This is a genomic window from Mycobacterium sp. MAA66 (genome assembly GCF_041261665.1).
Classification (GTDB): domain Bacteria; phylum Actinomycetota; class Actinomycetes; order Mycobacteriales; family Mycobacteriaceae; genus Mycobacterium.
This window is the reverse complement of sequence record NZ_JBGCCC010000003.1, coordinates 203,725-217,303: the sequence shown is the minus strand read 5'-3', so window position 1 is coordinate 217,303 and position 13,579 is coordinate 203,725. Positions and strand designations below refer to the sequence as shown.

Annotated in this window: 18 protein-coding genes; 13 read left to right on the top strand and 5 right to left on the bottom strand. The window is 64.6% G+C overall.

The window, feature by feature from the left end:
- Nucleotides 1–49: 49 nt before the first annotated feature.
- A complete protein-coding gene (locus ABIA30_RS13325) occupies nt 50–325 on the top strand; it encodes a 4a-hydroxytetrahydrobiopterin dehydratase (RefSeq protein ID WP_370065986.1) in 276 nt (91 codons plus the stop codon).
- Here the strand turns inward: ABIA30_RS13325 and ABIA30_RS13320 are convergent.
- Nucleotides 306–1,508 carry a mannosyltransferase gene (locus ABIA30_RS13320; RefSeq protein WP_370065984.1) on the bottom strand — a complete coding sequence of 401 codons (1,203 nt, stop codon included), beginning with the start codon at nt 1,506–1,508 and terminating at the stop codon, nt 306–308. The genes ABIA30_RS13325 and ABIA30_RS13320 overlap by 20 nt on opposite strands.
- 156 nt (nt 1,509–1,664) lie before the next feature.
- Between ABIA30_RS13320 and ABIA30_RS13315 the strand changes: the two genes are divergently transcribed.
- The gene (locus ABIA30_RS13315; protein ID WP_370065982.1) at nt 1,665–2,384 is read left to right on the top strand and encodes a hypothetical protein; all 720 of its coding nucleotides are present in this window, start codon (nt 1,665–1,667) and stop codon (nt 2,382–2,384) included.
- Between the two features lie 61 nt (nt 2,385–2,445).
- Nucleotides 2,446–3,462 carry a hypothetical protein gene (locus ABIA30_RS13310; RefSeq protein WP_370065980.1) on the top strand — a complete coding sequence of 339 codons (1,017 nt, stop codon included), beginning with the start codon at nt 2,446–2,448 and terminating at the stop codon, nt 3,460–3,462.
- Between the two features lie 80 nt (nt 3,463–3,542).
- On the opposite strand, the gene ABIA30_RS13305 is transcribed toward ABIA30_RS13310, so the two are convergent.
- Nucleotides 3,543–3,692, bottom strand: coding sequence for a DUF1059 domain-containing protein (locus ABIA30_RS13305; protein WP_370065978.1), 150 nt, complete (start codon nt 3,690–3,692; stop codon nt 3,543–3,545).
- Nucleotides 3,693–3,725: 33 nt separating this feature from the next.
- Between ABIA30_RS13305 and ABIA30_RS13300 the strand changes: the two genes are divergently transcribed.
- Entirely contained in the window at nt 3,726–4,388 is a 663-nt protein-coding gene (locus ABIA30_RS13300; protein WP_370065976.1) for a nitroreductase family protein, read from the top strand.
- Nucleotides 4,389–4,474: 86 nt separating this feature from the next.
- Here the strand turns inward: ABIA30_RS13300 and ABIA30_RS13295 are convergent, their stop codons facing one another.
- A complete protein-coding gene (locus ABIA30_RS13295) occupies nt 4,475–5,059 on the bottom strand; it encodes an HhH-GPD-type base excision DNA repair protein (protein ID WP_370065974.1) in 585 nt (194 codons plus the stop codon).
- A 106-nt stretch (nt 5,060–5,165) separates the two neighbouring features.
- Between ABIA30_RS13295 and ABIA30_RS13290 the strand changes: the two genes are divergently transcribed.
- The 6 genes from ABIA30_RS13290 (at nt 5,166) to ABIA30_RS13265 (ending at nt 10,083) form a co-directional block, all read left to right on the top strand.
- Nucleotides 5,166–5,480 carry a type VII secretion target gene (locus ABIA30_RS13290; protein ID WP_370065972.1) on the top strand — a complete coding sequence of 105 codons (315 nt, stop codon included), beginning with the start codon at nt 5,166–5,168 and terminating at the stop codon, nt 5,478–5,480.
- Between the two features lie 12 nt (nt 5,481–5,492).
- Nucleotides 5,493–6,620: a hypothetical protein gene (locus ABIA30_RS13285; protein WP_370065970.1), complete on the top strand. Its 1,128-nt coding sequence runs from the start codon at nt 5,493–5,495 to the stop codon at nt 6,618–6,620.
- On the top strand, nt 6,604–6,873 hold the full coding sequence (locus tag ABIA30_RS13280) for a hypothetical protein (protein ID WP_370065968.1): 270 nt from the start codon (nt 6,604–6,606) through the stop codon (nt 6,871–6,873). Before ABIA30_RS13285 ends, ABIA30_RS13280 begins: the two co-directional genes overlap by 17 nt.
- A 179-nt stretch (nt 6,874–7,052) precedes the next feature.
- On the top strand, nt 7,053–7,526 hold the full coding sequence (locus ABIA30_RS13275; RefSeq protein ID WP_370065966.1) for an LpqN/LpqT family lipoprotein: 474 nt from the start codon (nt 7,053–7,055) through the stop codon (nt 7,524–7,526).
- A gap of 26 nt (nt 7,527–7,552) precedes the next feature.
- Nucleotides 7,553–8,767 (top strand): MFS transporter, encoded by a 1,215-nt coding sequence (locus tag ABIA30_RS13270; RefSeq protein ID WP_370066320.1) that lies wholly within the window; start codon nt 7,553–7,555, stop codon nt 8,765–8,767.
- A 35-nt stretch (nt 8,768–8,802) separates the two neighbouring features.
- Nucleotides 8,803–10,083, top strand: a complete 1,281-nt coding sequence (locus ABIA30_RS13265; RefSeq protein ID WP_370065964.1) for an acyltransferase — start codon at nt 8,803–8,805, stop codon at nt 10,081–10,083.
- Here ABIA30_RS13265 and ABIA30_RS13260 read toward each other — a convergent pair.
- On the bottom strand, nt 10,080–10,271 hold the full coding sequence (locus ABIA30_RS13260; RefSeq protein WP_370065962.1) for a DUF5302 domain-containing protein: 192 nt from the start codon (nt 10,269–10,271) through the stop codon (nt 10,080–10,082). The genes ABIA30_RS13265 and ABIA30_RS13260 overlap by 4 nt on opposite strands.
- 18 nt (nt 10,272–10,289) lie before the next feature.
- The gene (locus ABIA30_RS13255) at nt 10,290–10,730 is read right to left on the bottom strand and encodes a PPOX class F420-dependent oxidoreductase (protein ID WP_370065960.1); all 441 of its coding nucleotides are present in this window, start codon (nt 10,728–10,730) and stop codon (nt 10,290–10,292) included.
- Between the two features lie 40 nt (nt 10,731–10,770).
- Between ABIA30_RS13255 and ABIA30_RS13250 the strand changes: the two genes are divergently transcribed.
- From ABIA30_RS13250 to ABIA30_RS13240, 3 genes are read left to right on the top strand one after another with little or no spacing between them, the layout of a single operon-like run.
- On the top strand, nt 10,771–11,304 hold the full coding sequence (locus ABIA30_RS13250) for a DUF1697 domain-containing protein (protein ID WP_370065958.1): 534 nt from the start codon (nt 10,771–10,773) through the stop codon (nt 11,302–11,304).
- Complete coding sequence (locus tag ABIA30_RS13245) at nt 11,301–12,134, top strand: class I SAM-dependent methyltransferase (RefSeq protein ID WP_370065956.1); 834 nt, start codon at nt 11,301–11,303, stop codon at nt 12,132–12,134. Before ABIA30_RS13250 ends, ABIA30_RS13245 begins: the two co-directional genes overlap by 4 nt.
- Before the next feature lie 55 nt (nt 12,135–12,189).
- Nucleotides 12,190–13,578 carry a wax ester/triacylglycerol synthase family O-acyltransferase gene (locus tag ABIA30_RS13240; RefSeq protein ID WP_370065954.1) on the top strand — a complete coding sequence of 463 codons (1,389 nt, stop codon included), beginning with the start codon at nt 12,190–12,192 and terminating at the stop codon, nt 13,576–13,578.
- The last annotated feature ends 1 nt before the right edge of the window (nt 13,579 follow it).

Here is a 13,579-nt window from a genome sequence, read left to right as displayed (position 1 = left end):
GCGCGGAGAATCCCTCGTAATCGCCCATGGTCGACGGGACAATGAACTCATGGCCATTCTCACCGACGAATACATCGACGCCGCGCTCCCCGAAGGGTGGGAACGGTCAGGCGGTGCGTTACGCAAGTCCGTGAAGTTCCCGGCATTCCTGGACGGTATCGACGCGGTCCGCCGCGTGGCGATTCACGCCGAGTCCAAGGACCACCATCCCGACATCGATATCCGTTGGCGGACAGTCACTTTCACGCTCGTCACACACTCCGAGGGTGGCATCACCGACAAGGACATGGCGATGGCCGACGAGATCAACGCGATCGTCCGCTAGCTGCCATCCAGCCCAGGGTCGCCAGTGTCACCAACGGGTAGATGAGCCCGGCCCAGGCCAGATACCACGGCCGGCTGATCACCCAGATCGTGGGCTGGGCAAAGCTCAACAGCCACGGCACGCCGACCAGCACCAGCGTCAGCCAGGTCCAGCGCAGCACACGGGCCCCGCGTCGATCGCGTAGCGCGCCGTGCCACAGCCAGATCATCAGCGGGATCAGCCAGACCCAGTGGTGGGTCCACGAGATCGGCGACAGCAACAAGCCGAACAGTTGGACCACCAGCAGCGCGGCCAGCCGGTCCGGCCGATCGTCGCGGTACACGCCGCGCCAGGCCAGCACCGCCAGCGCCGCAGTCAGCACCACCGCGCCGATCACCAGAGGTCCGTAGCCCGCGTCGTCGCCCAGGATCCGCGAAATCCCGCCTCGCCACGACTGATTGAACGACGTGCCCACCGGGCCCACCCGGCTCGCATCGCCCAGCAGATCGGCGAAGTAGTAGCGGGTTTGATCGCCCAGCACGAGCCAGGACACCCCGATGGTGCCGACGAACGTCAACACCGAGAACGCCGCGGCACCCCAACGCCGGACTCCGACCAGGTACAGGCCCGTGACGGCGGGCGTCAGCTTGACCCCGGCGGCCACCCCGACCAGCAACCCCGACAGCCACCAGCGACTGCTGTAGGCCGCGACCAGCACCGCGAGCACCAGGATGACGTTGATCTGGCCGTAGTCGAAGGTGCTGCGCAGAGGTTCGGTCCAGATGCCGAGTGCCGTCCACGCCATGGCCAGCCGGTGACCCGGATCAGCCGAACCGAGGAACCGCAGGCTGATCCACGCCACGCCGTACAGGGCCGCCACGATCCCGAGCTGCCACAGCAACGACAACACGCCGAACGGCAGGAAGTGCAACGGATAGAACAGCACCGCGGCGAACGGCGGATAGGTGAACGGCAGCGGGAAGTCCGGGGTCTGGTCGGCGTAGACGTAGTCGTAAAGCGGGTGGCCGGTGCCGATCGTTGCCGAGCCGCCGACATAGACGTGCAGGTCGACAAAGTTGGCGCCGTGGGGCACCAGGTAGGTCCACGTCAACCGCGCGGCGACGCTGAGCACCAGCAGCAGCGGCGCCCAGCGGGTGACGGAACGTGTGTCGGTGTTTATTGCACGACTGTAACGGTCGGTCACCGTATGCCGTCTCCTCAGTAACGGTTCCATAAATGCCACAGGTGTCACTTGAGTCACTCCAGTAACTCGATACGTTCAGTCATGACGTGCCACCACTGGATCGGGAGGACCCACACCATGCTCAATCGAAAGACTGGAAAATTGTTGGCTACCAGCATGATTGCCGCCGCAGGCGCAGTCCCGGTAGCCCTGGCGCTCAGCGCCGTCGCAGCCGCTGACCCCATTCCCGCCCCCGTGGCCCCGGCGGCCCCGGCCGCCGCCGCCGCGCCGGTGGTCAACCAACTCGCCCAGGCGCCGGCCCAGGTGCTGTCCGGCGTCACCTCGGCGCTGACCAGTGGCCAGCCGGCCACCGCTCCGGCAGCTCCGGCCGCGCCCGGCGCCACCGCGTCGTTCACCCTGCCGCAAACCCCGGCGGCTCCGGCCGCCGCGCCCGTGGCTGCGGCCCCGGCGTCCCCGGCCCAGGGCCTGATCCCGTCGGCCAACATCAATATTCCGCAGATCCCGGGTTCGCCGGTGCCGTTGCCGCAACAAATCAGTTTCCCCGGTGACCTGACCGGCCTGCTGCCCGCCGGCCTGCTGCCACAGCCGGCCGCCGCGGCTGTCCCGGCAGCCACCGCGCCCGTGGCTGCGGCCGCACCGCTGACCGCTCCGTTGGCCGCCGCCGCCAACGCTGCGACGGCTCCGCTGGCTGCTGCTGCTCCGGCTGCTGCTGCCCCGCTGGCCGCCGCGACCGCTCCGCTCGCCGCACCCGCCGCCCTCGCGCCGGTGGCAGCGGCTCCCGCCGCCGCTGCCGCACCCGCTAACGGCATCATCCCGGGAATCACCAGCCTGACCAGCCTGGCTCCGCTGATCTTCCCGACCAGCGGCTTGCCGTGATCTCCCTCGCAAACAGATAACCCGATACGAAACTAAACCCGCTACGAAACCGGAGAGAGTCATGCCATCGACGAGGAAGCTGTTCATCGCGCTCGGCGCGTCCGCCGCACTCACGATGGGCGGCGTGACCGTCGCCCACGCTGATCCCGCGCCGGCGTTGCCGTTGCCACTGCCGATCGACAGTCTGCAGGCACCAGGCCTGCCGGCGATGCAGGCTCTCGCTCCGATCATCCAGCAGGCCGCCGCTGATCCGGCGGGCGCCACGGACCTGCTCATGGCAGCAGCCAAGGCGTTCGCCGGAAACAGTGGGACATCGTCGGATTCGAAGAATCTGGCCAACGCGGTGAACCAGTTCGCCGCCGACCCGCAGGCCCACGTCCCGGCTCCGGGCGCCATCCCTGGCACCGAAGCTCACCTACCGGCCGGGGTCGACCCCGTCCACGCGGTGGGCCCGGTTGACGCCGTGCCCGTCGCGGCGTCGGCACCGGCGCCCGAGGCGGCACCTGCCGCAGCTCCGGCCGCCGCACCCGCGGCGACCCCGGCCTCAGCCGCAGTGGCCCAGGCCGCGGCACCGATCAATCCGGCTCCCGACGCCGCCGCCCCCGCGCCTGCTCCAGGCCCGGCCACGCCGGCTGCAGCTCCGGCCGGCACGTCGCCGCTCGGACCGGGCGCACCGATCACGCAGGACTTCATGTACCCGTCGATCAGCAACGGCTGCCTGGCCGACGGTGGAAATGTCCTGGCGACGGCACTCTCGGTGGCCGGCCCGGCCAAGATCCCGACTCCCGGCCCCGGCCCCGGCCAGATGGCCTACGTGTTCACCGCGGTCGGCACGCCGGGACCCGCAGCCGAGCAGAAGCTTCCGCTGAACGTCACCTGGGTCAACCTGACCACCGGCAAATCTGGCAGCGCGACGCTGCACCCGCAGGCCGATATCAACCCGCAGGGTCCGACCACGCTGACCGCCATCGTCGACACCGGCTCAGGCAGCATCATGTCGACCATCTTCGGTCAGGTCACCACCACCGAGAAGCAGTGCCAGTTCATGCCGACCATCGGTTCGTCCGTAGTGCCGTAACGGTTCTCAAGATGCCAACAGCGAGCGTGGGTGCCGGTCGGCACGCACGCTCGCTGTCTTTTGTCGGTGTTGTTGTCGGCTCAGTAGGCCATGAAGAGGATCATTTCCCGATCGTATTCACGGCCGGGATGCTGCTCGGCGAGGTGCTCCTGGGCCTTGGTCACCAGGTCGTCCTCGTCGGTGCCGCTGATCGCCTCGCCGCACGGACAATTCAAGTGTGTTTTCGCCATACTGAACACCTTCCCATACGCATGATGATGGGTATGGAGATCTACGACGTAATGCGCACAACCGGAGCGGTCCGCAAGTTCACCGGCGACCCGCTGTCCGACGAGGTTCTGACCCGCATCCTGGACAACGCCCGGTTCGCGCCCAGCGGCGGCAATCGCCAGGGCGCACGAGTCATCGCGGTACGCGATGTCGAGACCAGAAGGAGATTGGCAGAGCTTTCCGCGCCCGGCGCCAAGCAGTACATCGCGCAGATCGCCGCCGGAGAGGGGCCATGGAACCCATTGCGGCCCTGCGGAGTTGATCCCGCGGTGATCGAGGCCACCCCGGTACCCGACGGCATGGTCACCGGCACTCTTCTTGGCGCACAGGTGGTCCTGGTGGTGTGCCTGGATCTCGGTGTCGCTGCGGCGTTCGACCAATACCTGGACCGTATCGGGGTGATCAGCGGCGCGTCGATCTATCCGTTTGCCTGGGGCATCCTGCTCGCGGCACGCAATGAAGGCTTCGGTGGCGTGCTGACCACCATGGTGGTGGCCCAGGAGCCCGCGGTGCGCGAACTGCTCGGCATCCCGGACGACTACGCGGTGGCGTGCATGCTGCCACTGGGCAAGCCGGCCAAGCAGGTGACGAAGTTGACCCGGCGTCCGGTCTCGGAGTTCACCACGCGCGAGCGGTTCGACGGCCCCGCGCTGTAAAGCCCCGCGTTGATCCTGCGCCTACGGCGTCCTCTACTCGACAAAAGTCGCCGTGGGCGCAGAGTCAATACTGAACCAAAACAGATTCAGCCCTTGGCTTTTGCCTCTTTGGCGGCTGCCTTCATCTGCTTCTTGTAGGCGCGAACCTGGTCCAGCGAGGCCTTGTCGACCACGTCGGCAACCGACATGTGGGTGCCCTGCTTGCCGTAGTCACCGGCGGCCTTACGCCAACCTTGCGGCGCGACGCCGTATTGCTTGCCGAGCAGCGCCACGAAGATCTTCGCCTTCTGCTCGCCGAAGCCAGGCAGCGCCTTGAGCCGACGCAGCACCTCGGCTCCGTCGGGGTCACCTGCGGTCCACAACGCCGCGGCGTCACCGTCATATTGGTCGACGATGGCCTGTGACAACGCCTGCACCCGCTTGGCCATCGAACCCGGAAAGCGGTGTACCGCAGGGGTTTCGGCGAAAATCGCGGCGAACTTGTCCGGGTTGTAATCGGCGATCTGGGCCGCATCCAACCCACCCAGACGGTCTTCGAGCTTCTTCGGCCCGGCGAATGCCACTTCCATCGGAATCTGCTGATCGAGCATCATCCCGACCAACAACGCGAACGGATTCGACTCCAGCAGCGCGTCGGCGGAGGGCTCCTGAACCAGTTGTAGTTTGGCCATCCGCCCAGCTTAATGCCCAGAATTTGGCGACGGGGCACCCCTGCGAACACTGTTAGCCTTGGTTGGAAACAAATGCGTTCGGTTCGCAACTTGGTGAGGAGCAACGATGGCCGACAGGCTCAGCGTTCAACCGGAAGAGCTGCGTATTGCTGCCGCACATCTCAATGCAACTGCCTCTGACCTTAGAGAGGCCCATGCAGCGGCACACGCCTCGCTGTCGGCAACGGCAATGTCGCTCGGTGGCAGCGCCACAGGTGCCGCGCTCGCCGAGCGACTGGCACATTGGGAAACTGAGACCGCAGCCCACCACGCAGAGTTGTTGACCCACAGCGACAATCACATCACGGCCGCAGTCCTCTACACCCAGACCGATGTCGACGGCCATGACGCAATCGCGGCTGCAAGCGACAGCATCGTCTAAGCGGCGGGCTCAATGGGATTAACACTCTCCGACCTCAAGAAGCTGCCTGAGTACATCCAGGAAATCGAAGATGCGGCAAACCAGCGTGCGAGTGGCTCCGCCAATGCGCGTGCCGAAGTGCAGGCAGTTCAGGATGTATCCACCTGGGAGGGCGGTGCTGCGACTGCTGCGAAAGATGCACTCGCGCATTCCGCGAAGACATTCGAACATTCCTCTGTCAAAGACACCGACCTGGCTTCTGCCGCTAGTGATCAGCATCAGCAGGCGCTCAAGCTCCGTGCCGACATCTATCACTTAGAGGACTACGCCGACACGTACCCCAAATGTCCAGTCAATCTTGACAGCGGTGTTGTGAGCCCGCCGGACACCAGCTACATGGACGAAGCGGCGAAGGCCCAAGCCGAGAAAAAATACGCAGACTTGCAGGCCGACGTCGCAAGCATCCTCTCCAAAGGACAAGCTGCCGACGCCGCGTTTGCCACTCTCATCAAGACGAGCACCGGAGATGGCATATCGCCGCCAAAAGCAGGCGATCCGAACACCCCGCCGAAGACTACAGAACCAAACAGCACGCCCAAGCCAACGGAGCCGGGTGTTGAGCACGGCACCCAGGACAAACGCCCCGACATGGATACCCACATTGGCAACTTGGGCGACGGGATCGAGCGTGCCGGTTCAGAAGCGTCCCAGTATGCCGCGGTTCCGAAACAAGCATCCGGACTCGGCCCAACCCAGGGTGAACTCAATCGGGCCGCCGAACGTGCATCCGAGTCCTGGGAGACCATCGGAAAAGTAGGAAAGCCCCTCGGTTACTTGGGCATGGGCATGGAGGCTGTAAACGGTTGGAACAAATACGGCGAGGAACGTAACGAAGGTAAGTCCGTCGCGCAGGCTGCAACCGACGTAGCTCCCGCAACGGCAGGCAGCATCGCCGGAGGATGGGCAGGGGCCGCCGTCGGTGCAGAAGAAGGCGGTGCCGCAGGCGCTGCCCTCGGCAGTGTCATCCCTGGCGTGGGCACAGTGGCGGGCGGAGTTGTTGGCGCCGGTATCGGCGCGATTGCCGGGGGTCTAGCTGGCAGCGAGCTCGGTAAGGAGCTCGGGCACGGAATTTCAGAAGGATTGCATGATCTATTTGGCTAGCGGAACTTCATCACCATCAAATGCAGATTCATACTTCGCGATAGCACTGTTAATCACCCTAGGGGCCGGCATATTCCTCGATCCCGATAAAGGAAGGTTCTACAAGTGGCTGTACTGGGTGATCGTGCCATTGCTGGTGATCGTGCTCCTGTCGATAGGGACGGGCAGTATTGCGGCCGGACTGGCATTGGGTTCGATCCTGATCGTCATACTTGCGGTCGGCTACTTCCGTTATAGATACGACAAGAAATGACAATTTCGCTCGCGATGAAATCATTTGCAATAGCTTGGATAGCGACCGCACTAATAACCCAATCCGCATGCGCTGCAGAATCTCATGATTCGACTGCGAACACCGGTTCATCAGCTTCTACCAGCTCAACTGTTACAGCCGCACCGGCCAACAGCCAATGTAGAAAAGGTGACTATCCGTTGACCACCTTGGTTTCACACGCATCCGGCGAACCAGTACTGTCGATCCCGCAGCCGCCCGGATGGCAATCCTCGACAGAGCACAACTCTGCATTAGTCCGCGGCGCACTTCTGAATCCGAATTTGCAAGCAAACGACTTCATCCCAAACGCTGTAGTGACTCTTGCTGACGTCAGCGGCGACGCCGACGACGAACTAGGAGCGATCTACAACGAGAAGGCCGGCATCAAACAAAAGGTAGCGATCACCAATGCCGTAACGGGCTACGTGTGCGGTTACCCCAGCGAGACCGTCGACTACGTCATCGACGGTCGCCCCACGACAAGTCTGATCGTCGGTGCCAAAGATCCCCACGGCAAGGTGTGGGTATCGACGGTGGTCATCTCATCCGCTGAACCGGCCAATCCTGAGTTCGTCAAAGCAAAGCAAGCAATCCTGAGCGGGTTCCAACTGACCGTTCCCAGCGCGGGCTGAGCGCGACTCCTCCCGGCATGTCCGGAATGCCCACCGCCGACTCGGGTGTTGCGAAACCTGTGCTGCAAACTGAACCCGTGACGTCACGCCTTGGATTTCCGCTGCTCGCCTACGCTTTCGCCGTGGTCATGCTGGGCACTACCCTGCCCACCCCGATCTATGCGCTGTACGCGCAGGACCTGCATTTCGCGGTGTTGACGACCACGGTGATCTTCTCCGCCTATGCCATCGGCGTGCTGGCCGCGCTGCTGCTGTTCGGCGGCTGGTCCGACGCGCTCGGCCGGCGCCCCGTACTGATCGCCGGCGCCGTGGCCGCGATTGCCAGCGCTGCGGTGTTCCTGGTCGCCGACAGCGTCCCGTTGCTGTTGGTCGGACGGCTGCTGTCGGGCCTGTCGGCAGGAATCTTCACCGGCACCGCGACAGCGGCGGTTGTCGAATCGGTGCCGACGGAGCAACAGGAAAAGGCCGCAGTCGGGGCCACCATCGCCAATATCGCCGGCCTCGGCCTCGGTCCGCTGCTGGCGGGACTGCTGGTGCAGTACGCCCCGCACCCGCTGCAGCTGCCCTATGTCGTGCACATCGTCCTGGCCCTGCTGGCCATCGGCGCGGTCGCGCTGGTTCCGGAAACCTCAAGTCGCACAGGCAGTATCGGCCTACAACGAGTTTCGGTGCCCGCCGAGGTCCGCCCGGTGTTTCTCACCGCCGCCACCGCGGCCTTCGCCGGCTTCGCGGTCATGGGTTTGTTCTCCGCGGTGGCGCCGTCGTTCATGAGCAACGTCATCGGCATCCCCAACCACGCGGTGGCCGGTGCCATGGCCTCATCGATTTTCGTCGCTTCGGCCGCGGCCCAACTGGCCGGCCGACACATCAACCCCCGCAAAGCGGTTGCGGTGGGTTGCGCGATCCTGGCCGTCAGCATGGTGATTCTTGCTGTAGCGCTGCAGTATTCATCTCTGCCGGGACTGATCCTGGCGGCCATGGTGGCCGGCGCCGGGCAGGGCATCAGTTTCAGTCGCGGCCTGGCCGCGGTGGTCGAAGGCACACCGACGCAACGGCGAGCCGAGGTCAGCTCAACCTACTTCGTGGTGGCCTACGTGGCGATCTCGCTGCCGGTGGTGAGCCTCGGATTCGCCGCCCAACATTGGGGCCTGAAGGCGTCCGGGGTCAGCTTTGCCGTCATCATCGCGGTCCTGTCGCTGCTCTGCCTCGCCGCCATCGTGTGGCAGGAACGTCAGGAATAGGCGTCCTGGGCCTGCACGTCCGTACATTCGAAAGCATGACCGTCCGGGCGTTTCCCACTGCGGCCGACATCGAAGCGCGCACCCCGCCCGAGCGGGACCGGGCACTGGATGTCATCCGCATCGTCTCGCTGGTGGGCGTGGTGTTCGGGCACACCGTGATGGCGACCAGCATCATCGCCGGCGGCGTGTTCCGGTGGGGCAACCTGTTGACGGAATCAGTGCTGTTCCAGGCGCTGACCTGGGTGTTCCAGATCATGCCGCTGTTCTTTTTCGCTGGCGTCGCGGCGTCGGCGGGTTCTTGGCAGGCCGGTCGGAGTTGGGGTGGCTGGCTGCTCAAGCGCTGCACCCGGCTGTATCGGCCGGTGTTCTACTACCTGGCGTTCTGGGCGGTCGCGTTGACCGTGCTGCACCAGGTGCTCCCGATCCACGTCTACGAACCGATCGCCGGTATCAGCATCCAGCTGCTGTGGTTCCTGGGCATCTACGTACTGGTGCTCGCAACGGTGCCACTTCTGGCGCAGATCACCACGACCCGCCGGCTGGCCGCGTCGGTCGCGGCGACGTACGTGCTGATCGCCGCGGTCGACGCCATCCGGATCAACGACCACGACTGGACCGCGGTCGGTTATCTGAACTTCGCCGCTTGGCTGATCCCCGGCATGTTCGGCGTTGCGTATCGCCGCAAGCTGTTGACCACCCGGACCGCCCTGCACCTCGGTCTGGTCATGTTCGCGGTCAACATCGTCCTGGTCTGGCTCGGCCCCTACGAACTGAGCCTGGTAGGCATCGACACCCAGCACATCAAGAACATGACTCCCCCATCGCTGCTACTAGCTGGCCACGCAATCATGATGTGTGCCTTCACCATTGCCGCCATCGATGCGATCAACCGCTGGGCGGCCCGGCCGAATGTCTGGCGACTGGCGGTGATCGGCAACACCGGCGCGATGACGTTGTACCTGTGGCATATGCCCGCGCTGCTCGCAGTACATCTGGTCTTCGATCTACTCGGCTTGCCCCGCTATCCCGGGCAGCCGCATTTTCTCCTTCTGAGCGTGGCCCAGGTCGGTCTGATGGCGGTATTGGTCGCGGCGTTGTTCCTGGCGCTCCGCCCGCTGGAGAACAACCCGCTGCCACTGTGGGACGGCGGTCGGGTGGACGGGCCGGGATGGCGCAGCATGGCGGTCGGAACCCTGCTGTGCGTGGCCGGTGCAGCCACGCTGATCGCAGTTCCATGGGGCCTCAAAGGCGAAGGCCTGTACGGTGTTTCGGTGATGTTGGCGGCGCTGATCAGCGCCCGGGTACTGGCTCGCTAACCGCTCTTTCGACGGAACTCGCGGCGGCCGCCACCGGCAGCGCCGTGGGCCTGGGACTGCTTGCGCCCGCCCTCCTTGTGGATGGCACCACCGGCCGAGCCGGCCTTCTTACGTTCCAGAGCCTCGCGGAACTTGCGCTTGGTCTCGTCCTCGGACGAGCCTTCGGCTGTGTCTTTTTCACTGGCCATGCACGCAGAGTAGCGCGTTTACCGCACTCCCGGAGGCAGGCCGTACAGATGCGATATCGGCATGGTCAGCAGTACCCGGCGTTCGGCAACCATGGCCCGCCGATAGTCATCCCAGTCCGGATGCTCACCGGCGATGTTGCGGTACAACGTAATCAGACCTTCGACGGTGTCGTCGTCGACCGCCTCGGCCGGAGGGGTCAATACCGCATCACCCTCGGCCACCGCATAGGCCCAACCGTCGTCAGAGCGCACGTAGATCGACGCACGGGCATCCCGGCGCAGATTGCGGGTCTTGGCGCGCGGCTCGGTCACCGACACGGAGATGGTCACCGCACGCGGATCGAGGAAGTACGAGACATTGGACAGCTGCGGTCGGCCGTCGCGTTTGATGGTGGCCAACACGCCCAGTGAGTTGCCGCTGATCAACGCCAGCAGCTTGTCGTCGAGAACGTGACGCATGGTTTCCAGGGTACGTCGCAACTGCCTACCATTGGGAGCCATGACAGCGAGCCGTTACGTCGCGTTCCTGCGTGGAGTCAACGTCGGCGGGGTCAATCTCAAGATGGCGGACGTCGCCACCGCCCTGGCCGCGGCCGGCTTCACCAACGTCAAGACCATCCTGGCCACCGGCAACGTCTTGCTGGACAGTCCGGCAGCGGCACCACAGGTGCGCACCAAAGCCGAAGCCGCACTGCGTGATACGTTCGGTTATGACGCCTGGGTGCTGGTGTATACCGCTGAAGAACTGCGTGCGATCTCGGCTCGATTCCCCTTCGAGCGTGAGGTCGACGGCCACCATTCGTACGTCACCTTTGTCAGCGAACCGGACGTATTGGACGAGTTGGCCGCACTCGACACCGACGAACCGCTCAGCCGCGGCGCCGGGGTGCTGTACTGGCAGGTCTCCAAGGGCTCGACCCTGGACAGCCCGCTCGGTAAGACCATGGGCAAGAAGCGCTACAAGTCCTGCACCACCAGCCGCAACCTGCGCACCGTCGAGAAGGTGCTCGCTTCGGTAGATTCGGGCAAGTGAGCTCTTCTCCGAAGGTCGATGGCAGCGCCCTGACCGGCGTCTCGGAAACCGCGCTGCTGACATTGCAGGTCCGCGCCACCGAGGCTCGTCGCCCGGACGGCATCATCGACGACCCGATGGCCATCGAACTGGTGGACGGCATCGATTTCGATTTCGCCAAGTTCGGCTACTCGCGCCGTCAGGACATGGCACTGCGGTCACTGGCTTTCGACGCTGCCACCAAGGACTATCTGCGCGACCACCCCAAGGCCACCGTGGTGGCACTTGCCGAAGGTCTGCAGACCAGCTACTACCGCATCGAATCCAGCGCCGTCAGTGACCAATTCCATTGGTTGACAGTCGATCTCCCGCCCATGATCGAGTTACGCAGCAAGTTGCTGCCAGTTTCCGACCGGGTGCAGGTGTGCGCCCAGTCCGCGTTGGACTACAGCTGGATGGACCGGGTGAACGTCGACGACGGGGTTTTCGTCACCGCCGAAGGACTGCTGATGTATCTGCAGCCCGAGGAGTCCATGGGCCTGATCACCGAGTGCGCCAAGCGTTTTCCGGGCGGACGGATGATGTTCGACCTGCCGCCCGCGTGGATCGCCGGCCTGGTCGGACGCGGCGTGCGGACCTCGCTGCGCTACCGGGTGCCGCCGATGCCGTTCACCATGTCCGCGTCCGATGCTGCGAACCTGATCGACATCGTGCCCGGCGTGCGGACGGTACATGACGTACCGCTACCGGCCGGCCGCGGTCCCGTGCTCAACACGATATTGTGGGCAGCACAACGGATTCCACTACTCGATCCGGTACGTCCGGCGTTGACGCTGCTCGAGTTCGGATAATACGTTTCGGCTGTTTTCACGCCCGCTTCTTCGTGAGCGCCCTAGTATCGCCCCCATGAATCGCTTGTCCGGTGCCGATGCAACATTCTGGTTCGCGGAAACAAATAGTTGGCACATGCATGTCGCCGCGTCCGCGATCTACGACCCGACCGGCGTGCCGGGTTTCGGCTTCGAGTCGGTGAAAAAGCTCGTTGCGGCGCGGTTACCCGAGATGCCGCAATTACGTTGGCGCGTGACGGGCGCACCGCTCGGACTGGACAGGCCATGGTTTGTCGAGGACGAGGAACTCGATCTGGACTTCCACATCCGCCACATCGCGGTTCCGGCACCGGGCGGGCGTCGCGAGCTGGACGACATGGTGGGGCGACTGATGTCGTACAAGCTGGACCGTTCCCGCCCGCTGTGGGAGCTGTGGTACATCGAAGGCGTCGAGAACGGCCGGGTGGCGATTCTGATGAAGATGCACCACGCCATCATCGACGGCGTCTCGGGGGCCGGGCTCGGGGAAATCCTGCTGGACTTCACGCCAGAACCTCGGCCGCCGGTTGCCAAGCCAGATCGATCGCTGGTCGGTGTCAAGATTCCCGGGCTGGAGTCACAGGCCCTGGGCGCGCTGATCAACATCGGCATCAAGACGCCGTACCGGATCATGCGTTTCATGGAACAGACTGTGCGCCAACAGCTTGCGGCCCGCGGTGTCGCCAACAAGCCGCCGGGCATGTTCGATGCACCGACCACCCGGTTCAACGGCCCGATCTCACCACACCGCCGCGTCTGTAGCTCAGGGGTGTCGCTGGACCGCGTGAAGGCCGTCAAGGAAGCCTACGGCGTGAAGGTCAACGACGTCGTGCTGGCGTTGGTGTCCAGCGCCGCGCGCAGTTACCTGCAGGATCGTGGCGAGCTGCCCGAGAAGTCACTCGTTGCCCAGGTTCCAGTGTCTACCCGGACCGACGCCTCTCACGTGGGGAACCAGGTCAGTGCGATGCCGGTGCTGCTGGCCACCGACATTGCCGACCCGACCGAGCGGATCAAGGCCATCTACACCAGCTCTCAGGGCGCCAAAGAAATGGCCAAGGCGTTGACCGCACACCAGATCATGGGGCTGACCGACACCACACCACCGGGTCTGGTGTTCCTGGCCGCTCGGGCCTACACCGCGAGCAAGCTCGGCGGCACTCTGGCCCCGATGAACCTCGTCGTCTCCAACGTGCCCGGATCACCAGCGCCGTTGTACATGAACGGCGCGATCCTGGAGCAGATGATGCCGATGGGTCCGCTCGTGATGGACGTCGGCCTCAACGTCACGTGCTTCAGCTACCGGGACCGAATCGATTTCGGCTTCGTCACCACCCCCGAGATGGCCAACGACATCGACGCGATGGCCGATGCCATCGAGCCGGCGTTACGCGAACTCGAAGTCGCCGCCGGCCTGGTTGCCGACTGAG